The sequence below is a fragment of the Arthrobacter sp. TE12232 genome (genome assembly GCF_054062615.1).
Window position 1 is genome coordinate 1,868,390 of the sequence record NZ_JBSSFK010000001.1, and the last position, 21,164, is coordinate 1,889,553.

The following is a 21,164-nucleotide window of genomic DNA, read 5'->3' on the forward strand; positions in this document are numbered from 1 at the left end:
GGTGCCTTTCAACTGAACGTCGTTGTTGCTGTGGTGTGAACGGTGGTCAGGTCGTTGAAGCTTTGTGGGAGAGAGAACGGACCCAGGCGATGGCGTTAGGGGCGACGACGGCCAGGATCAGGAGGCCGCCGGTGAGCATGGACAGCGTGTCCTCGGGGACGCTCGCCAGCTGGAGCGCGTTGCGCAGGATGGCCAGAAGCCCGACGCCGGCGATGACGCCCGGCAGGGTGCCCTTGCCGCCAAAGATGGACACGCCGCCGAGCAGTACCGCCGCGATGACCGACAGTTCCAGGCCCGTGGCGTTGTCACCGCGTGCGCTGCCGTACCGCAGGGTCCACCACACGCCGACCAGCGCCGCGACGGTGCCCGAGATGACGAAGAGCCAGAACTTTGTCCGCGCGACGCCGATTCCCGAGAAACGGGCGGCGTCAACGCTGTAGCCGATGGCGAACAGGGAGCGGCCGAAGCCGGTGAAGTGCAGGGCGACACCGAAGATGATGACCAGGAGAATGACCGGCAGAATCCAGACGGGGATGCCCGTGGTGCCGATCTTTGCCTGCAGGCCCGTGGTGATGGCCCGCGGGAAGCTGGTGACCGCCTGATCCCCCAGGACAACGAAGGCAAGCCCGCGGTACAACGCCAGGGTACCGATGGTCACGGCCAGGGACGGCAGGCCGACGACGGAGACCAGGAAACCGTTGAGCGCCCCGGACACGGCGCCGAGGACAAGGCACAAGGGGACGATCGTTTCCATCGGCATCCCGGCGTTCCAGAGCGCTCCGAAGACGCAGCTGACGAAGCCGGCGATGCTGGCGACGGACAGGTCGATCTCGCCGGTGATAATGATCAGCGTCATCGGCAGCGCCAGCAGCAGGACCGGGATCACGTCGATCAGAAGGAACCCGACGTTGCGGGAGGTTGCGAAACCGCTCACGGTCAGGGAGGCGACGATGATGCTGGCCACGAGGGCCAGAATGATGGCGGTGTCCCAGCTGCGCAGGAAGCCGAAGCGGGGGGCGCGGCGGGTTTCTGCTGCCGGCGGTGCTGTATCAACCAGCATGTGAATCGTGTCCTCTCAGACGGCGCTCGGTGCGCAGGGCAAGGTATCGGTCCAGGACAATCGAGGCCAGGATCAGGACGCCGATCATGGCCCGCTGCCAGAACGGCGAGACGCCCAGGACCGGAAGGGCAGAGGTGATGGTGGTCAGGAGCACGGCGCCGAGGGCTGCCCCGTAGACCGTGCCGACACCGCCGGCAATGGCCACCCCGCCCACCACAGCCGCGGCCACGACGTTCAGTTCAAGGCCCTGGCCCGCCGTCGCGTCCAGGTTGCCGTACTTGGCCGCATAGATCACCCCGCCGAGTCCGGCGAGGGCGCCGGAGATCGCGAAAGCGGAGAAGACCTTCCGCCCGACCCGGATTCCGTACAGGCGGGCGGCCTGGACGTCCGATCCGATGGCATAGAACTCGCGTCCGGAACGCAGGTTCTTCAGGTAGAGGCCGAAAGCCAGGACGACCGCGAGGGCGATCAGGGCCAGGTAGGGGAATCCCAGCAGCGTGCCGGCACCGAGCGCCAGGAAGTCTGCCGGCAGGTCGGAGGGGCTGATCTGCTGGCCCTGGGCCCAGGCGAAGTCAACGCCGCGGAAGATATACAAGGTGCCCAGGGTGACCACCAGGGCCGGCACCTTGGCCACCGCGATCAGTGCCCCGTTGATGGCCCCCAGCGTGGCGCCGAGGGCGATGCCGATGCCGAGCATGGCGATCACGGGAAGATCGGGCAGCGCGATGAAGATTTTTCCGGTCGCGAACGCCGTCAGTCCGAGCACTGAGCCGACCGACAGATCCACGTTCTTCGTCACGATCACGATCGCCTGGCCGACGGCGAGGATCACCAGGATCGAGGAGTTCAGCAGCAGGTCTTTGATGCTCTGCCCGCTCAAGAACCGGGGGTTGGCCGCTACTGTGACGGCGATCAGGATGACCAGCGCGAGGAACACGCTGAATTCACGGGATCGGGTCAACGTCCCCAGCCATGCCGTGGAAGGCTGACGTTGCAGGGTTAGGGTGGTCACGCTGTTGTCTCCTTGGTTTTCGGGTCGACTCCCGTGGCCGCCGTCATGACGGATTCCTCCGTGGCGTCCTTGCGGCTAAGTTCTGCGGTGATCCGTCCCTCGTGCATCACCAGCACACGGTCCGACATGCCCAGGATCTCGGGCAGTTCCGAGGAGATCATGAGGACGGCCAGGCCCGTGCCCGCGAGCTCGGAGATGAGCCGGTGCACCTCGGACTTGGTGCCGACGTCGATTCCGCGGGTGGGTTCGTCGATGATCAGGATGCGCGGGCCGGTGGCCAGCCACTTGCCCAGGACGACCTTCTGCTGGTTGCCGCCGGAAAGAGTCGAGATCGGGGACATCGGGGACCCCGCCTTGATCTGCAGCTTCCTGGCCCATTCCTTTGTGGCCTGGGCCTCGGCCTGGTTGGTGAGGAGACCGAAACGGCTCAGTTTCCGCCGGAGCGTCAGGGTGAGGTTCCGGCTCACGTTCAGCTCCATGACCAGGCCCTGCTTGCGCCGGTCCTCCGGCACGAACGCGAGCCCTGCGGCCATCGATGCCCGCGGGGACAAGGATTTGAGCGGCGCGTCGCGGACCAGGACTTCACCGGAGTCGTATTTGTCGATGCCGAAGACGGCCCGCGCCACCTCGGAACGCCCGGCGCCCACAAGGCCGCTGAGGCCGACGATTTCGCCGGCCCTCACGGTGAAGGATATATCCGAGAACACGCCCTTGCGGCTGAGCCCCTTCACCTCGAGGGCGGTGGGCCCGATCGTCGTTTCCTGCTTGGGGAACAAGGACGCGACGTCACGGCCGACCATCTGCCGGATCACGCCGTCGACCGTCAGTTCGGAGGCCGGGGCGGTGGCGACGTGCGCGCCGTCGCGCATTACGGTGATCCAGTCCGCCAGGGCAAAGACTTCCTCGAAGCGGTGGGAGATGAACATTACTGCGGCCCCCTGGGCCTGCAGGGTCCGGGTGACGGCAAAGAGCCGGTCAACTTCGACGCCGCTAAGCGCCGCCGTCGGTTCGTCCATGATCAGGACGCGCGCGTCGAGCGAAATGGCCTTGGCGATTTCCACCACCTGCTGGTCGGCAATCGAGAGACCCTGCGCGGCCCGGTCGGGATCGATCTTGACCCCCAACTGCTCAAAAAGCTCCAGGGCCTGCTGGCGCATCGCCTTCCGGTCGATCCGGCGCAGGGACCGCAGCGGCTGCCGGCCCATGAAGATGTTCTCGGCGACAGTAAGATCCGGGAACATGGTCGGTTCCTGGTAGATGACCGCAATCCCTGCCTCGCGGGCATGGAGCGGATCGCGGAACGAGACCTCCTCGCCATCCAGCAGAACCTGACCACGGTCCTGCTGGTGCAGTCCGGCGAGGGTCTTGACCAGAGTGGATTTGCCGGCGCCGTTTTCTCCGACCAGCGCGGTGACCTGACCCCGGTACAGGCTGAGGCTGGCGCCGCGCAGCGCGTGCACCGCGCCGAAGGACTTGTGGATGTCCCGCAGTTCCAGAAGCGGAACATCTGCCGCCTGGGCCCTCCGGGTGCTCCGAACCGTGGCGTCCTGTGCTTCGGCCATGTCCGTTACTCCTTTGTAATGAATCGATTCATTTGTGAACCTACTCACACGTTAGGGCTTGTTTCCGCTGCGTGTCAACCAGCAAACATCCGGGCGGCCAATGTGAACGACGTAACATTGAAGGAGTGGATTGATTCGATTCAGTGATTAGGAGGTTCTTACGTGTCAAGCGGCCCGGGTGCAAAGCTGAAGGATGTCGCCGCGCTTGCGGGGGTTTCCGTCGGCACTGTTTCAAATGTCCTCAACCGGCCGGAGCAGGTCTCGGTCGACAAGAAGAGCCGCGTCCTGGCTGCCATCGACCAGCTGGGATTCGTGCGCAACGAATCGGCCCGGTCGCTGCGGTCCGGGTCCACCCGGAGCCTCGGCATGCTCGTACTGGACGTCCGGAACCCCTTCTTCACCGATGTGGCGCTGGGGGCCGAAAACGTCGCCGAAGACCACAAGCACTCCCTGATCCTGGCCAACAGCGCCGAGGACACGGGGCGGGAGTTGGCCTATCTGGACCTGTTCGAGCAGCAGCGCGTCCAGGGCGTCCTGATCACCCCGTTCGGCCAGGTTCTGGAGCGGCTCGAAACCATGCGTGCCCGGGGCATCCCCTCGGTGCTCGTTGACCGGCTCGCACGCACGGATCAGTTCTGCTCGGTTTCGGTGGACGACGTCGCCGGCGGCGCGACAGCCCTGACCCATCTCCTAAGCGTCGGTTCGGTGCGCCCGGCGTTCGTGGGCGGTCCCTTCACGCTGCAGCAGGTCGAGGACCGCTACCGCGGTGCCGCCGACGCGGCCGAAGCGGCTGGGGTATCGCTGCAATTGTTCGAAACGCCCGACCTGAAATTTGAGCGCGGGCGCCAGATCGGCGATCTCATCGGAAATCTTCAGCCCGACAAGCGGCCGGACGCCGTGTTTGCCGCCAATGACCAGCTGGCGCTCGGGCTCCTGCAGTCCTTCGCCGCCAACGGGCTCCGCGTGCCCGAGGACATCGCAATCGTGGGCTTCGACGACATCGACTTCGCTTCCCAATCGAGCATTCCGCTCAGCTCCATCAGCCAGCCGCGGCACCTGATCGGCGAGCGTGCCGCCCAGCTCCTTTTCGACGAAATCGACGACGAGAACGGTCACGTCCACAGCCAGGTGGTGTTCACGCCGGAACTCGTTGCCAGGCAGAGCACCCGGCGCCACTAGCGAGCCCCTGCCCTGCGCCCTTCAGGACCGGGGGCATGTGCCCTTTCGCCCCGTCCGGAGCGCACGCTCGGGCTTCCGCCAGGCCCATTGACCGGACGCACCCTGCTGGGTACGGTCACGTGCATCGATCCGCCCCGGCCGCTGCATCGCCTACGGCTGGCGAACATTTCGGGAGGCCCCCATGGGCAGCACAGACTATGAGTTCCGGACTGTCTGGCGGGTGGCCGGCACGCCGGAGGAGGTCGCGGCCGTCCTCGGCGACGCCACCGCCCTGCCCCGCTGGTGGCCGTCCGTCTATCTCAGCGTCGAGCCGGTGGCCGGCGGTCCGGAACCCGGGCCCGGCGTTCCCCGCCCCGTGCGCCTCCATACGAAGGGCTGGCTGCCTTACACGCTCCGGTGGACGCTCACGGTCACGGAGCCGGTCACCAGCCGCGGCTTCGCCCTCACCGCCGCCGGCGACCTCAACGGCACCGGCCGCTGGACCTTTGAGCCGGACGGGCCGGAAACGGTCATCACCTACGACTGGCGGGTCAGCGCCGCCAAGCCGCTGCTGCGGCGGCTGAGCTGGCTGCTCAAACCCGGTTTCGCCGCCAATCACCGCTGGGCGATGGCCCGCGGCGAGGAGAGCCTGGCCCTGGAGCTGCGCCGGCGCCGGGCTGCAGCGGGGATCGCCACCGGCGCAACGCACCCTGTTCCACCGCCGCCGCGGCCCACCTTCGCCTGGCTGCGGTGGCGGGCCTGAACCGGCCGGCAGCCCGCGCCGGCGCGCATGACAGCGATGCGGAGCGGAAGGCGTGGCGCCCAAACTCCCGCACTGTCCCCGCAACGGACTCCCGCACTGGACTCCTGCACAACGAGACGGAGGTGTCTCATTCAGTTGACCATTGAGCCGACAAGCCATTCCACGGTTAGCTGGATCACATCAACGTTTCCCCGTGACCTTTCAGGAATCCTCATGACTTTGCAGAAGAACCGGCCCTCCGGCGGCCCCGTCCACTGGGACGACGTCGAGATCGGCGACGCCGTCCACCTCCGCCGGGGCGGCCGCATTGAGTACGCCGGACGCGTCGACAACCGCACCGCCGACGGCGCCGTCGTGTGGGTGCTCTCCGACGGCGGACGCCGGCAGCTGTTCCATGTTGCCGACGGCTTCGAACTGACCGTGGCAGACCCCGAAGGAGCCCGTCATGCTGACAACTGAACGCTCCGCACCCCTGGTGCGCCAGCCGACCACCCTGTCCGGCACCGCAGCCGGGACGGACACCTGGGCTTCCGGCGCCGCCTCCTGCCCCGATGACTGCCACTACTGCTCGGGCCCCGAGACCGACTAGCCGCAGCGGCTTCCCTCCCCCGGGCACTCCCGCACCTCCCCGGCGCCAGCCGCCCGGGCCCCTCAGCTCCCGCGCGCCGGTAGAATCTGGTAGGAAACCGCGACCCGCGATCAGCGACCCGTCAGGAGGACTCCGTGCGACTACACGACGCCCGGGTTCCTTTCCATTCCCTCCGGGCCGCCCTCTTCGCCACCACCGCGGTGACGCTGGCAGCCTGTGCCCACGTCGTCTCCGGCGGCCAACTGCCCGGTTCCGGCATCCTGGTTGCCATCCTGGCCCTGACCGGACTGGCCTGCACGGTTGCCACCCGGCTCCATCTTGGGTTCCCGGCCGCGGCCGCCCTCCTGGGCGCCGGGCAGGTGGTCCTGCACGAGGCCTTCACCGCGTTCGGCGGATCCGTTGCGGGGACGCCCGCCGGCGAGCCAACCCACCACGGCCTGGCCGTCATCCCCGCTGGGACCCTCACCCATCTTCAGCCCCATGAGCTGGACTCCCCGCTGGCCCTGTTCATGCTGAGCGGCCACGCGCTGGCCACTCTTGCCTGCGCGCTGCTCCTGGCCAAGGGCGAAGACGCCCTGTGGGCCCTCGCCGCCTGGCTCCGGCCGCTAGTCCAGCTCCCGTCACCGGTGACGCCCGACGCCGGCCCCGCACCGGTGCCGGCCGGCTGGCCGGCGGACTGTGCCCCGCTCCCCTGGCGGAACCTCCGTCCCGATAGCCGCCGCGGCCCGCCCGCCGCCGTCGTACTTCCCTGACATCCCTCCGGCCGCGGCCGGAGCTGTCCCGCTCTGCTGTGCCCTCAACCGGCCCGTTCCGATCCGGCCTGCGCTGCCGTGCGCTGCCCTGCGCTGATCGAATCCGCCCGTTCTGGGCCGCCTGTGCTGCCCCGTCCTGTCCTGGGCTGGGCTGATCCGCACAGCCATGAGCGGTAGGAGCCGCCGCGTCCACCCCCACTTTCGCGCTGCCCCGAGCGCAGCGCGTCCGCCTGAAAGGCACCCTTACCTTGAAAACCACACTGCACGCCTCTGCCCTCCGCCGCACCCTCTCCGTCACGGCCGTGGCCGGCGGAACGGCGGCGCTGATGCTCGCCGGGCTTCCGGCCGCGTCCGCGCACGTCGAAGCCACCCCGGACAAGACCGCCGCGAACTCGTACGCCCTGCTGACCTTCGGGATTCCGCACGGCTGCGATACGTCCGGGACCACCAAAATGACCATCACCCTGCCCGCCGAACTCAACGACGCCCAGCCCACGGTGAACCCGAACTGGACGGTGCAAAAGGTTACGGAGCAGCTGCCCGCGCCCAAGAAACTGGACAACGGGACGTCCATCACCAAGCGGACCAGCCAGATCGTCTACACGGCCAAGTCCCCGCTGGACCCGGAGCTGCGGGACACCCTGGTGCTCTCCGTGAAGCTGCCCGATACTCCGGGGAAGACCCTCTACTTCCCCACCCTGCAGACCTGCGAGCAGGGTCAGACCGACTGGTCGCAGATCCCGCAGGAAGGCCAGGACGAGGAATCCCTCAAAACCCCGTCACCGTCTGTGACGGTCACCGACGCCGTCGCAGGCGCGGACGGCCATTCGGCCCACACTGCCAGCGTTGAGGCCGCCCCGGCAGCAACCCAGATGGCGTCCGTGGACGACGGCGGCGCGCAGGCCCGGAGCTGGGGCGCCATGGCCGCCGGGCTAGGCGGCCTAGTGCTCGGCGGGGCAGCATTCATCCGAAGCCGCACCAAGAACGGCAGCAGCTCCGTGACCCAGAAGTAACGCGCAGCGCGGTTGACCTCGGTTGATGCCCGGAAATCACAATCCGGGCATCAATCGGGGCTCCGTCGCCGTGGCGTCGTTGACTAAGGCATCGGCGGGCATAAAGGTGGAGCCATGAGGTCTCAGCGAATGAATCATGCACTGCTTGTGACAACGGCTGCCGTCGCGGCCCTCCTGCTCAGCGGCTGCGGGGGCAGCGCGGCGCAGACCCAGTCGGCGACGTCACCGGCTACCGCGTCGGCCAGCCCGGCCAGCCTGCCCGCAGCCTCCGGCGCCGCAACGGACACCTCTGCCGCCCCGGCATCGCAGGCGGCCCAGTCCGGCCCCGCGCTGTGCAAGGCCGCGGGCCTGACGGCCACCACCGACTCTACCGGCGGCGGCGCGGCGGGCAGCGTCTACATGAAACTGATCGTGACCAACTCCGGCACCGAGCCGTGCCTGCTCAAGGGCTACGCGGGCGTCTCCCTCACGGCAGGGGCCGACGGCGAGCCGATCGGCGCCGCCGCCACCCGCGACGACTCCACGCCGGTCACCGATGTCCAGCTTGCCCCGGGCCAGGCCGGCGTCGCCACCCTGCGCTATACCCAAGCCGCCAACTACGGGGACTGCACCCGGACGCCCGCGGCAGGATTCCGGGTCTACCCGCCTGAGGACACCGCTTCCCTGTTCCTCCCGCAGCCGCTTGATGCCTGCAGCAACACCGAGATCAACCTGCTGACCATCGGGGCCTTCCAACCGAAGTAGCCCCAGACGCCCCAGGACATTGCCCGGCCAATAGTGTCGGCCGGGTAGGGCATGATGGAGGAATGAAGGGGCAGGAGCTCGCCGGCGGCACACTTGCGGCCGACGCCATGGACCGGTTCAGCCGGCCGACCCGGGACTGGTTCCTGGGCGCCTTTTCCGGGCCCACCCCGGCCCAGAACGGCGCCTGGAATGCCATCTCCTCCGGCTCGCATGCCCTCGTTGTCGCTCCCACCGGCTCCGGCAAGACGCTCGCTGCGTTCCTCTGGGCGCTGGACCGGCTGATCGCCTCCGCCCCGGCCGAGCCCGAAGCCCTGCCCGGCCTGGACACGACGGCCAAGGGCGGCCGCCGGAAAACGGTCCCGCGGAAGACCCGCGTACTGTACATTTCCCCGCTCAAGGCCCTCGGCGTCGACGTCGAACGCAACCTTCGCGCGCCGCTGATCGGCATCACGCAGACCGCCAAACGCCTGGACCTCCCCACCCCGCTCATCACCGTGGGCGTCCGGTCCGGGGATACGACGGCGGCCGACCGCCGCTCGTTGCTCAGCCACCCGCCGGACATCCTCATCACTACCCCGGAATCCCTCTTCTTGATGCTGACGTCCAAGGCGAGGGAAACCCTCAGCGAGGTGGACACGATCATCATCGACGAGGTTCACGCCGTCGCCGGCACCAAGCGCGGAGCACATCTGGCGGTGTCGCTGGAACGGCTCGACGCGCTGCTGCCCAAGCCCGCCCAGCGGATCGGGCTGTCGGCCACCGTGGAACCCAAAGAGCTGGTGGCGCAGTTCCTCGCCGGGTCGGCACCGGTGGAAATTGTGGCTCCTCCGTCGCGGAAGAACTGGGACCTGACCGTTTCTGTCCCGGTTGAGGACATGTCCGATCTCCAGGGCGCCGCGGGGGCTTTCGATTCCGGTCCTGCCTCCGGTCTCCAGCCACAGGCGTCCATCTGGCCGCATGTGGAGGAAAAGATCGTGGACCTGGTGCTGGCCAACCAGTCCACCATCGTGTTCGCGAACTCCCGCCGCCTCGCCGAACGGCTTACCGCCCGGCTCAACGAGATCTACGCCGAACGCCAGCTCATGGCAGCTGGCGGCGGCTGGACCGAGTTTGGCGCAGACGCGCCGGACTTCGAAGCCGGACCGAATGCTGTGCCGATCGCCGTGCAGTCCGGCGGCGCCTCGGCGCTGCCCACCTCCACCGCCACGCCGGCGCACATGATGGCCCAGGCCGGCAGCACCGCGGGCGCCGATCCCGTGCTGGCCCGCGCCCACCACGGCTCCGTCTCCAAGGATCAGCGGGCCCTGATCGAGGACGATCTCAAGTCCGGGCGGCTGCGCTGCGTCGTGGCCACGTCCTCCCTGGAACTGGGCATCGACATGGGTGCTGTGGACCTCGTGGTGCAGGTCGAGTCGCCGCCCTCGGTGGCCAGCGGCCTGCAGCGGGTGGGCCGCGCCGGCCACCAGGTGGGCGAAATTTCCCAGGGCGTCCTGTTCCCCAAGCACCGGGCCGATCTCGTCCACACGGCCATCACCGTGGAACGGATGCTCGACGGCAAGATCGAGCGGCTCAGCGTGCCGGCCAATCCGCTGGACATCCTTGCGCAGCAGACGGTCGCCGCCGCCGCGCTGGGCGCCATCGACGTCGAGGAATGGTTCGCCACGGTCCGGCGATCGGCGCCCTTCGCCTCGCTCCCCCGGTCCGCGTTCGAGGCCACCTTGGACCTGCTCGCCGGACGCTACCCCTCGGACGAATTCGCGGAGCTGCGGCCGCGGGTCATCTGGGACCGGAACGCCGGGACCATCGAGGGCCGTCCCGGGGCGCAGCGGCTCGCCGTCACCTCCGGCGGAACCATCCCGGACCGCGGGCTGTTCGGCGTCTACATCATCGGCACCGAGGTCGAGGGGACCGGCGGTTCCGCCGGCGGTGCCAGTGCGGACGGCAGGGCAGCCAGCCCTGCCACGGCGGCGGCCAAGGGCGGGCGCCGGGTGGGCGAACTCGACGAGGAAATGGTCTATGAATCGCGGGTGGGCGATATCTTCGCCCTTGGCGCCACCAGCTGGAAGATCGAGGACATCACGCACGACCGCGTCCTGGTCTCGCCGGCGTTCGGTCAGCCGGGCAAGCTGCCGTTCTGGAAGGGCGATTCGCTGGGCCGGCCCGTGGACCTGGGTCGCGCCCTCGGCGCGTTCATGCGCGAACTCTCAGCGTCCGACGTCGGACCAGCCACCGAGCGATGCAAGGCCAGCGGGCTGGACGACTACGCGGCGAACAACCTGATCCAGTACCTCGCCGAACAACGGCTCGCCACCGAGGTGGTCCCCAGTGATACCACCCTTGTGGTGGAACGCTTCCACGACGAGCTCGGGGACTGGCGCGTGGTGCTGCACAGCCCCTTCGGCCTGCCGGTGCATGCGCCGTGGGCCCTGGCCGTGGGCCAGCGCCTGCACCAGCGCTACGGGATGGACGGCTCGGCGATGGCCGCCGACGACGGCATCGTGCTGCGGGTGCCCATGATGGAAGACGAGCCGCCGGGTGCGGAGCTTTTCCTCTTCGATCCCGAGGAGCTGGAACAGATCGTGACGGCGGAGGTCGGCGGCAGTGCCCTCTTCGCCTCCCGCTTCCGCGAGTGCGCCGCCCGCGCCCTGCTCCTGCCGCGGCAGAACCCCGGCAAACGGCAGCCGCTGTGGCAGCAGCGGCAGCGCTCCGCGCAGTTGCTCGATGTGGCGCGGAAGTACCCGACGTTCCCGATCGTCCTGGAGACGGTGCGCGAGTGCCTGCAGGATGTCTACGACCTTCCGGCGCTCAAGGACATCGCCGCCTCGGTGGAACGCCGCGAGCTCAGGATCGTGCAGACCACCACCCAACAGCCCTCACCGTTCGCGAAGTCCTTGCTCTTCGGTTACGTGGCCCAGTTCCTCTACGAAGGGGATTCACCACTGGCGGAGCGCCGCGCCGCGGCCCTGGCGCTCGATTCCACCTTGCTCAACGAGCTCCTGGGCCGGGTGGAGCTGCGCGAACTCCTCGACGCGAAGGTCATCGACGCCACGGAACGTGAGCTGCAGCGGCTCGCTCCGGACCGCCGGGCGCGCGGGCTGGAGGGCGTCGCGGACCTCCTGCGCCTCCTGGGCCCGCTCACTCCGGACGAGGTTGCCGCCCGCCTGGAATCGGTGGCGGCACCAACCGCGGGCATTGAACCCGCCGGAACCCTGGCACTGGCGAGCGCCGAGGTTGCCCCGGCGCGGGAGCCTGCTCCAGCGTCTGCCAAGACTCCTGTGGCGGGCGACGCCGTCACCGGGGTCCACGTCGCCGCGGCCCACCTGACCGCGCTGCAGCGGGCCAACCGGGCGATCAAGGTCAACATCGCCGGCGTCGAACGCTTTGCGGCGGTCGAAGACGCCGCCCGGCTCCGCGATGCCCTCGGCGTGCCGCTGCCCATGGGCGTGCCGCTGGCGTTCATTGAACCGGTCGCGGACCCGCTCGGCGACCTCGTCTCGCGCTACGCCCGCACGCACGGGCCCTTCACCGCCGCCGAGGCCGCGGCGCGGCTGGGCCTCGGCGTCGCCGTCGTCGGCACCGCGCTGAAGCGGCTCGCCGCGGACGGCCGCGTGGTGGAAGGCGAGTTCCGCCCGCACGCACCGGCGCCCGCAGTCACGGCGGACACTACGGCAGCCAGCACCGCACCCGGCACCGCGGAATCCGAGGACGCGGCGGCCACGGCCCCGACTGCCGTTGCGCCTGTCGTTCCGCCTTTGGCGGGAGTGAGCGAGTGGTGCGACGCGGAGGTCCTCCGCAAGCTGCGCCGTCGTTCGCTCGCCGCGCTCCGGGCCGAAGTGGAGCCCGTGGACGCCACGGCGTACGGCCGGTTCCTTCCCGCCTGGCAAAACGTGCGAACACCCGGCGGCCGCGGGCAGTCCGCGCTGCGCGGCCTCGACGGCATCATCACGGCCGTCGACCAGCTCTCCGGCGTGCCCATTCCGGCCTCCGCCTGGGAGCCGCTGGTGCTGGCCAGCCGCGTCTCCAATTACCAGCCCGCCATGCTGGACGAACTCATGGCCGCCGGCGAGGTCCTCTGGTCCGGGGCCGGCTCGCTGCCGGGCAACGACGGCTGGATCAGCCTCCACCTCGCCGATTCGGCCGAACTGACGCTGAATCCCGCCGTCGATTTCGAACCCGGCGACGCCCAGCGGCGGCTCCTGGAGCACCTGCAGACCAACGGCGGCGGCTATTTCTTCCGGCAGCTGACCGACGTTGCCGGCGGCATGGACACCGTTCTGAGCGACCAGGACGTGGTGGCCGCGCTGTGGGATCTCGCCTGGGCGGGCCGGATCACGGGCGACACCTTTGCCCCCGTCCGGGCCCTCATCGCCGGCGGGCACACCGCGCACCGGCAGGTGGGGCGCGCCCCGCGGGCTCGCGCGCCGCGGCTCAGCCGCCTCGGGCGTGCGCACGGCACCGGCCTGCTCGGATCGCCGGGGCTCACCGGCGGCAGGTACGGCTCGGTGACCGGCACCGCGCCCGCGCCCCCGCTCGCCGCCGGACGATGGTCCGCCCTGCCATCCCCGGAACTCGATGCCACCATCCACGCCCGGGCCACCGCGGAACTCCTTCTGGACCGCTACGGCGTGGTCACCCGCGGCTCCGTCATGGCAGAAAACATCCTCGGCGGCTTTGGCCTTATGTACAAGGTGCTGGCACGGCTCGAGGAGGCCGGCCGGTGCCGCCGCGGCTACTTCATCGAGCACCTCGGCGCCGCGCAGTTCGCCGTGCCGGCCACGGTGGACCGGCTGCGGTCCTACGTCGAGGACGCCCAGCTGCACAAGGCCGAACCGGTGGCGCTCGCCCTCGCCGCCACCGACCCCGCCAACCCGTACGGCGCCGCGCTGCCGTGGCCTGCGCTTAACGTCGACGCCGGCACAGGCCACCGCCCCGGCCGGAAAGCCGGCGCCCTTGTGGTTCTGGTCGACGGCGCCTTGGCCCTCTACGTCGAACGCGGCGGCAAGACCCTGCTCGCCTTCAGCGACGACGCCGAGGTCCTGGCCGCGGCGGGCACGGCCCTGGTGGGAGTGGTGACCCGCGGCGCAGTGGACAAGTTGATCATGGAGAAAGTCAACGGCCACGGCATCCTCGACACCCCGGTGGCCGCCGCCCTCGCCCAGGCCGGGGCCTACTCCACCCCGAAGGGACTGAGGATCCGTGCCTGAGGGCGATTCCGTCTTCCGCGCCGCGGCGCAGCTGCATGCCGCCCTGGCCGGCAAGGAACTGGTTTCGTCCGACTTCCGCGTCCCGCGCTTCGCCACCCTGAAGCTCGGCGGCTGGACCGTGGACGAGGTGGTGCCCCGCGGCAAGCACCTGTTGATGCGGGTGCAGGGGCCGACGCCGAAGGACCGGCTCACCATCCACTCGCACCTGAAGATGGAGGGCAGCTGGCAGGTCTACCCGTCCGGAGGTCGCTGGCGGAAGCCCGGCTTCACGGCCCGGTGTGTGCTGCGCACCGCCACAGCAGACGCCGTCGGGTTCTCCCTCGGCATTCTTGAGGTGGTCCGCACCGACCAGGAGGACTCGATCGTGGGGCACCTGGGCCCGGATCTGCTGGGCCCGGGCTGGGACGCGGCCGAGGCCGAACGCCGGCTGCGCGCGGACCCCGATGTCCCCATCGGGGTCGCCCTGCTGGACCAGAGCAAGCTGGCAGGGATCGGGAACATCTACCGGTGCGAGGCCTGCTTCCTCTCGGGCGTCCATCCGGCGGCGCCCGTGTCCGCGGTGCCGGATCTCGCCGCCATGATCACGGAGGCCCAGGGACTGCTGGCGGCCAATCTCGGCCCGGGCCGCCGGACGACCGTGCTGAATGCGCGGGGCGTCCCGGTGGGCCGCACGGCCGGACGCCCCGGCTACTGGGTTTACCGGCGCGAGCACCAGCCGTGCCTCAAATGCGGTTCCCCGATCCGCCGCGGAGTCCTTGGCAAGGAGACCGGCACCGGCACGCTCACGGAGGAGCGGGACATCTACTATTGCCCCACGTGCCAGCCGCTGCCGGCCCCCGCAACGGGACCGGCGTAGCCCCCGGTCGTAGGGACCCCTGCGTAGCGACCCCTGCGCGGCGTGATCGGACTCGTGACGCGGAATAGCGTCTGCGCGGCGCTCTTTACCTGAGGACACCTGGATTCCCGCGTCGAGGGGAAATCTGCGCGTCGGCAGGGATTTCCCCCGTCGTCAAGATGCGGGTACCGGATGGACCGCTCAGGATTCGGAGGTCAGGAAGCCGCGGTCAAGAAGTCGCGGTCAAGAAGTCGCGCTCAAGAAGCCGCGACGGCGGGGTCGGCCTCCGCCACCGGGATCTCGGGCCGCTTCGCTTCCGGCACGGTGAACCGCGGCAGCAACAACTGCACCAGCGGGCCGATCGCCAGCGCGTACAGCACCGTGCCCACACCAACAGAACCGCCCAGCAGCCAGCCGGCCCCGAGGACCACCACTTCGATCCCGGTGCGGGAGGCCCGCACCGACCAGCCCGTGCGCCGGGCGAGTCCCGTCATGAGTCCGTCCCGGGCCCCGGGTCCGAGGCGGGCGCCGATGTAGCAGGCAGAGGCGATGCCGTTGAGCACGATGGCCCCCGCGAGCATTCCGATCTGGCCGCCAAGGTGCGAGAACTTCGGGATGAGGGCCAGTCCGACGTCCGCGAACACACCCACCAGCACGGCGTTGCACAGAGTGCCGACGCCGGGCCACTGCCGGAGCGGAATCCAAAAGAGCAGGACGAGGAAGCTGACGATCACCACCACCGTGCCGATGCTCAGCCCGGTCTTGACAGCGAGTCCCTGGTGGAAGACGTCCCAGGGATCCAGTCCCAGGCCGGCCCGGATGAACATTGCGAGCGAAACGCCGTACATGGCGAGGCCGATCAGGAGCTGGAGGAGTCTGCGGGTCAACATGGAGTCCATCCTCCAGGAAAACTGGCCTTGTAATCCATAGCCAGTTTGAAATACTGGCTACATGCCGATCTCTCTGACGCCCGGATCACTGGCCCGCCAGCTGGGCGAGTGGAACGTTGGTGCCGCCCCCGCCTACCGCGAGCTGGCCGACGTCGTCCGCCTGCTCATCCTCGACGGGCGCATTGCCCTGGATGTCGCCCTGCCGAGCGAGCGCTCCCTGGCCGTAAGCCTTGGAATCAGCCGCACGACGGTAACTGCGGCGTACGCTCTGCTGCGCGAGCAGGGCTTCCTCAGCAGCGGTCAGGGCAGCCGTAGCCGCAGCTGCATCCCGAGCCAGGGGCCCGCGCATGCCGGCGGCCCCGATGGCGCCCTGCGGCTCAGCGGCGCTCCCGGCCTGGCGGTGCCGGACGGAATCCTGGACCTGGCCTACGCGTCCCTGCCCGCCAGCGGCGAAGTGGTGCACCGGGCCTTTGCCGCGGCGCTGACGGAGCTGCCGGCACTGCTGCCGGGCTTCGGCTACGACGCCCTGGGCGTGGGCCCGCTCCGCGAAGCTATCGCAGCGCGGTACACCGCCGCGGGTGTTCCCACCACGGCCGGGCAGATCCTGGTCACCTCGGGCGCACAGCATGCCCTGAACATTGTGCTCCGCACCCTGGCCGGCCGCTCGGGCACCAAGGTGCTCGTGGAACATCCGAGCTACCCCAATGCCCTCGACGCCATCCGGGCCGCGGGCTGCCGCCCGGTTCCCGTGGCCATGCCCGCCCCAGGGCCGACGGGCACGGGCCACACCGGCACAGGCCAGACCGGCACGGCGGGCAACGGCGCTAGCCACCACGGAATTGGCCACCACGGCGTTCCTCACCACGGCGCTGGCGGCTGGGACTTCGAGGCCATGGAATCAGCGCTACTGCAGCAGCGGCCCGCGATGGCCTATGTGGTGCCGGACTTCCACAACCCCACCGGGCGGCTGATGCCCGATTCCCAGCGGCGCCGCCTCGTGAAGGCTGCCGCCGCGTCGGGCACCGTGCTGGTGGTGGACGAGACCTTGCGGGAGCTGAATCTCGACGACGCACACTCCACTCCGGTGGCCGCGTTCAGCCCCGCGGTGGTCTCCCTCGGCTCCCTCAGCAAGTCGCACTGGGCGGGGCTGCGGACCGGCTGGATCCGGGCCAGCGAACCCCTCATCCAGCGCTTCGCCGCCGCCCGCACCACCCTGGACCTCGGCGGCCCCGTGGTGGAACAGCTTGCCGCGGCGCATCTGGTCAACGCCATCGCCGAGCCGCTCCCGGCCCGGCTCGCCGCGCTGCGCGAGAACCGGGACACCCTGCTGGAACTGGTGCGCGAGCACCTGCCGGGCTGGGAGCCGGAACGGCCCGACGGCGGCCTGTCCCTCTGGTGCCGTCTCCCGGCGCCGATCAGCACCGCCCTCGCGGTGGTGGCTCCCGACGTCGGAATCCGGCTCGCCGCCGGACCCCGTTTCGGCGTCGGCGGCGCGTTCGAGCAATACCTGCGGCTGCCGTTCACCCTGCCCCCGGACCAACTGAAAACGGCGGTCCTGGCCTTACGGGCCGCGCAGGACCGGCTCGAGGCATCGCCGCAACTGCGAAGAGAGCTCGCCGGCCGCCGGGACCTGACGGGACCGCCAGCTGTCGCCATCGCCTGAGCGCAGCCGTGGCGGGGAACGACACCTGGCGACACCACACTTTCCTGCGCTGCGCTAACGACCCGGCGCGGCCCACCTTTTCCTACGCTGCGCAAACGACCCGGCGACGCCCACACTTTCCTACGCTGCGCTAACGACCCGGCGCGGCCTGCGCTTTCCTACGCCGCGCAAATGCCTTGTCGACGCCCGATTCCGGGTGTCGACAAGGCATTTGCGCGTCGCCGGCCGGGATGCGCGTCACCAGGTGGAGTGCGCCTCGCCACGCGGGATGCGTGTCGCGGCCCTACGCATACACCTTCGCCAGGAACCCGGCCCAGGCCTTCTCCGTCGCCGCGGAGTCCCCGGCGCCGCTGAAGTCGTGCACGGTCATGCCCACCGGCGCCCCGAAGGCGTTGCGCCCGAAGAAGCGGTACATCGTATCCGCGGTCCGCAGCCCAAGGAAGTTCTCGTTGGCGAAGTCCACTTCGCCGGTGAGCGGGCCAACGCCGTCGAGATCCAGCTGGACCGTGTCCCCCTGGGCCGCAGCGCCAACGCCAAGGGCCTTCTTGAGCCGGTCGAAGCCGTCCGGGGTCTGCGATGCGTCCGGCGCCTGGATGTCAGTGAAGACCACGGGCTTGCCGTCGAAGTACTTCAGGTACTGACCCAAAGTGTGCAGATAAAACGCGGTGTGCTTGCTGGCGCCGTCGTACTGCTCATCCCAGTTGTCCGCGAAAATGCCACTGTGCACGTAGTGCAGCCGGGCGCGGCCGCCGTCGAGCGGTTCCAGGACGTGCTCGAGCTGGTTGAACCAGCCATCCGGACCGTCCATCCGGGACACGAGGTGTGCCGGGTACTCATCCACGGTCCGGACCGCCGGCCACTGGTCCGTGGGGAACATCCAGGCCGGGGTGTCCTTGGTGACGGCCTCCCACACCCGCTCCGGGGTGCCGGGGAGCTCGGTGTCGTAGACGATCTCAAATTCACGCTTGTCAGTCATTGTCCTGCTCCTTAGCTTGCGGGTCTGTAGTTTGTCCGTCTGTGGCGTGTGAATCGGCGGGCGCCGGGTTGGCTGCCGGCGCTTTGAGGGCCGGGTGGAGCGCGACGACGAGCCGGTGCCTGCGTCCCGCCGCCGGGGAACCCGCTGCGGGTCCCCTTCCGGCGTCGTGGTATTTGTCCACGAGTCGGGTCACGGCGACGCCGAGCTCCTCGGCAAAGGCCGCCCGGTCCGCCGCCGAGCGGAAAGTGATCTCGCCGTCGATCGCGAAGGTGGCAAGTTTCTGTTTGGCCGCGGCCGCACCGGCGATCAGCTGGCCCATCTCCTGGACCATGCGTGCGGCAAGCGCCAGCAGCCAGAAGGCCGAGAAGCGGTCCGAGAAACGGTGCGGGTCCGGCGCCACGGAAGCCAGCGCCGCCGGCGAAATCAGGTACGACGCCGCCGTCGCCTGCAGGATGCGTTCGGTGACGTTGCCTCGCCGCCGCTCCTCGACGAGCTCGACGAGCCCGTGCCGTTCGAGGGCTTTGAGGTGGTAGTTCACCTTCTGCCGCGGCAGGCCCACCTTCGCGGCGAGCTGCGTTGCCGATCCGGGCTCGGCCAGCTCGCGCAGGATCCGGGTGCGGATCGGGTCCAGGGAGGCCTCCGCAGCGGCCGGATCCTCGATCACTTCGATATCCAACATGCTTCAAGTCTGCTCGCCGACAATTTTATTTGTCAAGAACTTTTTTCTGGTCGGCGGGCCGGCGGACGGCAGGCCCGGTTTCGCGAGTTCGCCGGAGACGTACCAGTTCGCCGTAAGCTTCCGGCGAATTCGCACCCGTCCGGCGAACTGGGCGCAGAGGCGGGGCAGGGGCAGTGCGGGGCGCAGGGGCGGGGCAGGGGCGGGCGGGCAGGGGCGGGACGGTGGGCAAGAGGCGCACACGTAGAATAGACCCGTGATGCAATCCCCCCTCCCCGTGCGCGACGGCGTCAATGCAACGCGCCTGCGCCTGCCGGACGAGGGGCCCTGGGAGACGGCGCTGGATTACATGATGCACCGCTGGGGGCACATTGATCCGCAGGGCATAGAGGACCGGTTCGACGCCGGCGAGATCGTTGGCGAGGCCGGGGTGGCGCTGGACCGCGCCACGCCGCTGCAGGACCACACCTTCATCTGGTACTACCGCACCCTGCCGCCGGAGACGCGGATCCCCGTGGAGCTGACCATCCTGCACCAGGACGATCACCTGCTGGTCGTGGACAAGCCGCACTTCCTGCCCACCACCCCCGGCGGGACGTACATCCAGGAGTCAGCCCTGGTCCGGCTCCGGAACCAGCTCGGCCTGCCGGACCTCATCCCGATGCACCGCCTGGACCGTATGACGGCCGGCATCCTGCTGCTGTCCACGAACCCCGAGACCCGGGGCAAGTACCAAGTGTTGTTCGAAAAGCGCCAGGTCCAGAAGGAATACGAGTGCGTGTCCGCCGCCGAACCGGCCCCGGGCCACCCCGCGGTCGACTTCCCCGTGGTGGTGCGCAACCGGATGACCAAGTCCCGCAGCTACCTGCTCGCCGAGGTCATTGACGGCGAACCCAACGCGGAAACCCGGATCGAGCGGCTGCGGACATTTGACGCCACCGGCGCAACGGACGCCAACGCGCATGTTTCACGCGAGACCGACGGCGGCCCACTAGGCAGTAACGACGGCGGCCCCGGACGCCGGGCGCTGTACCGGCTGGAGCCGCACTCGGGGAAAACCCATCAGCTCCGCGTGCACATGGCCTCCCTCGGGCTGGGGATCGTCAACGATGCGTTCTACCCGGAACTGCTGGACAAAGCCCCGGACGATTACACCAAGCCGCTACAGCTCCTGGCCCGCGGAATCCGTTTCATCGACCCCATCTCGGGGATCCCGGTGGAATACCGCAGCGGCCTGAACCTGAGCGAAGCCCGATAGCAGGCTGGAAGTGCGGTACCTTGTGCCCATGGACTTCGGAAATGCGGACAGCTGGGGCGCCGCGATCTATTTCTGGATCTTCCCCTTCGTGATCGGCGATGCCATCTTTCCGCCCATCCCCTCAGAAATGCTCGTCATCACCGGCGGCGCGCTCTCCGCGGAGGGCCACGTCAACGGCTTCCTCGTAGTGCTCTTCGCCGCCGTGTCCTCCTGGCTGGGGGATCTGCTGGTGTTCCAACTGTTCAAGCGGCGGCTCAGCCACGTGCTTGACCGCTGGAAATGGGGCCTGCAGTTCCACGCGGCTGTGCACTCGGCGATTGCGAAGGCAGGCCGGTCCTCCACGTATGGCGCGATCATCGGCCTCCGTTTCATCCCCGGCGGACGGCTCGCCACGACGGCTGCGGCAGGCATCGCGAACGTTTCGACGCGCGGGTTCAGCCTCTGCGCGGCCCTCGGCGGCCTGCTCTGGGCCAGCTGGTCCGTGGCGCTGGGCTATTTCACAGGTTCGGCCACCCGGCTCCCCTTCTGGGCGAGCTCCCTGATCGGTGTGGGCGTCGGGCTGCTGATCGGCGCGATCGTGGGCGTGATCGTGACGCGGCGGCGGGGCAGCCGGTCCCCCGTCGCGCCCGCCCCCGGCGACCCGGACGAGGAACTCGACTTCTAGACGCCCGAACTTTCTAGACTGGCGCCCAGCGGCCTCGGCTGCGCCGAAGCACCGTCAGCGCACCGGTGAGCGCAACGCGTTCGACGGCGTCGCGCATCATGGCGGCCGATTCGAGCGCCTGGCTGTTCTCGGTGCTGTACGCGGTGGCGTCGACGAGGAAGCGCAGGTTCAGCTGCGGCACGCCGCCGGCGAGATCAAGCTGGTGGGATTCGACGTGGTGCCGCGTCCCGAGCGCCTCGACAGCCGCGGCCATGACCGCTTCCGGGTGGTTGCCCGGCTTGAGTCCGGTGATCTTCAGTCTGGTCTGGAACGACGGCATGAAACAACCCTATCGGCCCTCCGATC

Annotated in this window: 19 protein-coding genes; 12 read left to right on the top strand and 7 right to left on the bottom strand. The window is 69.3% G+C overall.

Annotated elements, in window-relative coordinates:
- Window positions 1-46: 46 nt before the first annotated feature.
- The 3 genes from ACVWZ7_RS08210 to ACVWZ7_RS08220 are packed head-to-tail and all read right to left on the bottom strand — an operon-like array spanning window position 47 to window position 3,634.
- Window positions 47-1,060 carry an ABC transporter permease gene (locus tag ACVWZ7_RS08210; RefSeq protein ID WP_344362908.1) on the bottom strand — a complete coding sequence of 338 codons (1,014 nt, stop codon included), beginning with the start codon at window positions 1,058-1,060 and terminating at the stop codon, window positions 47-49.
- Entirely contained in the window at window positions 1,050-2,072 is a 1,023-nt protein-coding gene (locus ACVWZ7_RS08215; protein WP_456507555.1) for an ABC transporter permease, read from the bottom strand. Before ACVWZ7_RS08215 ends, ACVWZ7_RS08210 begins: the two co-directional genes overlap by 11 nt.
- Window positions 2,069-3,634, bottom strand: a complete 1,566-nt coding sequence (locus tag ACVWZ7_RS08220; protein ID WP_456507556.1) for a sugar ABC transporter ATP-binding protein — start codon at window positions 3,632-3,634, stop codon at window positions 2,069-2,071. The genes ACVWZ7_RS08215 and ACVWZ7_RS08220 overlap by 4 nt, the downstream gene beginning before the upstream one ends.
- Before the next feature lie 162 nt (window positions 3,635-3,796).
- Between ACVWZ7_RS08220 and ACVWZ7_RS08225 the strand changes: the two genes are divergently transcribed.
- From ACVWZ7_RS08225 to ACVWZ7_RS08265, 9 genes are all read left to right on the top strand, one after another.
- Window positions 3,797-4,813, top strand: a complete 1,017-nt coding sequence (locus ACVWZ7_RS08225) for a LacI family DNA-binding transcriptional regulator (protein WP_456507557.1) — start codon at window positions 3,797-3,799, stop codon at window positions 4,811-4,813.
- Between the two features lie 181 nt (window positions 4,814-4,994).
- On the top strand, window positions 4,995-5,555 hold the full coding sequence (locus ACVWZ7_RS08230) for an SRPBCC family protein (protein ID WP_456507558.1): 561 nt from the start codon (window positions 4,995-4,997) through the stop codon (window positions 5,553-5,555).
- Between the two features lie 213 nt (window positions 5,556-5,768).
- Window positions 5,769-6,014 (top strand): hypothetical protein, encoded by a 246-nt coding sequence (locus tag ACVWZ7_RS08235; protein WP_456507559.1) that lies wholly within the window; start codon window positions 5,769-5,771, stop codon window positions 6,012-6,014.
- Window positions 6,001-6,144, top strand: coding sequence for a hypothetical protein (locus tag ACVWZ7_RS08240; RefSeq protein WP_344362878.1), 144 nt, complete (start codon window positions 6,001-6,003; stop codon window positions 6,142-6,144). Before ACVWZ7_RS08235 ends, ACVWZ7_RS08240 begins: the two co-directional genes overlap by 14 nt.
- A 134-nt stretch (window positions 6,145-6,278) precedes the next feature.
- Complete coding sequence (locus ACVWZ7_RS08245) at window positions 6,279-6,896, top strand: hypothetical protein (RefSeq protein WP_344362876.1); 618 nt, start codon at window positions 6,279-6,281, stop codon at window positions 6,894-6,896.
- Between the two features lie 260 nt (window positions 6,897-7,156).
- Complete coding sequence (locus tag ACVWZ7_RS08250; protein WP_456509084.1) at window positions 7,157-7,909, top strand: YcnI family copper-binding membrane protein; 753 nt, start codon at window positions 7,157-7,159, stop codon at window positions 7,907-7,909.
- 114 nt (window positions 7,910-8,023) lie between these two features.
- Window positions 8,024-8,653: a DUF4232 domain-containing protein gene (locus tag ACVWZ7_RS08255; protein WP_202615846.1), complete on the top strand. Its 630-nt coding sequence runs from the start codon at window positions 8,024-8,026 to the stop codon at window positions 8,651-8,653.
- Window positions 8,654-8,715: 62 nt separating this feature from the next.
- Window positions 8,716-13,857 carry an Lhr family ATP-dependent helicase gene (locus tag ACVWZ7_RS08260; RefSeq protein WP_456507560.1) on the top strand — a complete coding sequence of 1,714 codons (5,142 nt, stop codon included), beginning with the start codon at window positions 8,716-8,718 and terminating at the stop codon, window positions 13,855-13,857.
- On the top strand, window positions 13,850-14,713 hold the full coding sequence (locus ACVWZ7_RS08265) for a DNA-formamidopyrimidine glycosylase family protein (RefSeq protein WP_456507561.1): 864 nt from the start codon (window positions 13,850-13,852) through the stop codon (window positions 14,711-14,713). Before ACVWZ7_RS08260 ends, ACVWZ7_RS08265 begins: the two co-directional genes overlap by 8 nt.
- 236 nt (window positions 14,714-14,949) lie before the next feature.
- Here the strand turns inward: ACVWZ7_RS08265 and yczE are convergent, their stop codons facing one another.
- Window positions 14,950-15,582, bottom strand: coding sequence for a membrane protein YczE (yczE, locus tag ACVWZ7_RS08270; RefSeq protein WP_456507562.1), 633 nt, complete (start codon window positions 15,580-15,582; stop codon window positions 14,950-14,952).
- A gap of 61 nt (window positions 15,583-15,643) precedes the next feature.
- On the opposite strand from yczE, the gene yczR reads away from it, so the two are divergent.
- Window positions 15,644-17,245, top strand: a complete 1,602-nt coding sequence (yczR, locus tag ACVWZ7_RS08275) for a MocR-like transcription factor YczR (RefSeq protein ID WP_456507563.1) — start codon at window positions 15,644-15,646, stop codon at window positions 17,243-17,245.
- 283 nt (window positions 17,246-17,528) lie between these two features.
- Here yczR and ACVWZ7_RS08280 read toward each other — a convergent pair whose 3' ends face one another.
- Window positions 17,529-18,221 (bottom strand): SRPBCC family protein, encoded by a 693-nt coding sequence (locus tag ACVWZ7_RS08280; protein WP_456507564.1) that lies wholly within the window; start codon window positions 18,219-18,221, stop codon window positions 17,529-17,531.
- Entirely contained in the window at window positions 18,214-18,900 is a 687-nt protein-coding gene (locus tag ACVWZ7_RS08285; RefSeq protein WP_456507565.1) for a helix-turn-helix domain-containing protein, read from the bottom strand. Before ACVWZ7_RS08285 ends, ACVWZ7_RS08280 begins: the two co-directional genes overlap by 8 nt.
- A gap of 256 nt (window positions 18,901-19,156) precedes the next feature.
- Between ACVWZ7_RS08285 and ACVWZ7_RS08290 the strand changes: the two genes are divergently transcribed.
- Window positions 19,157-20,155: an RluA family pseudouridine synthase gene (locus ACVWZ7_RS08290; protein WP_116767088.1), complete on the top strand. Its 999-nt coding sequence runs from the start codon at window positions 19,157-19,159 to the stop codon at window positions 20,153-20,155.
- Between the two features lie 28 nt (window positions 20,156-20,183).
- Window positions 20,184-20,819, top strand: a complete 636-nt coding sequence (locus ACVWZ7_RS08295; RefSeq protein WP_116767089.1) for a DedA family protein — start codon at window positions 20,184-20,186, stop codon at window positions 20,817-20,819.
- A gap of 13 nt (window positions 20,820-20,832) precedes the next feature.
- On the opposite strand, the gene ACVWZ7_RS08300 is transcribed toward ACVWZ7_RS08295, so the two are convergent.
- The gene (locus tag ACVWZ7_RS08300) at window positions 20,833-21,138 is read right to left on the bottom strand and encodes a hypothetical protein (RefSeq protein WP_116767090.1); all 306 of its coding nucleotides are present in this window, start codon (window positions 21,136-21,138) and stop codon (window positions 20,833-20,835) included.
- Window positions 21,139-21,164: the final 26 nt, after the last annotated feature.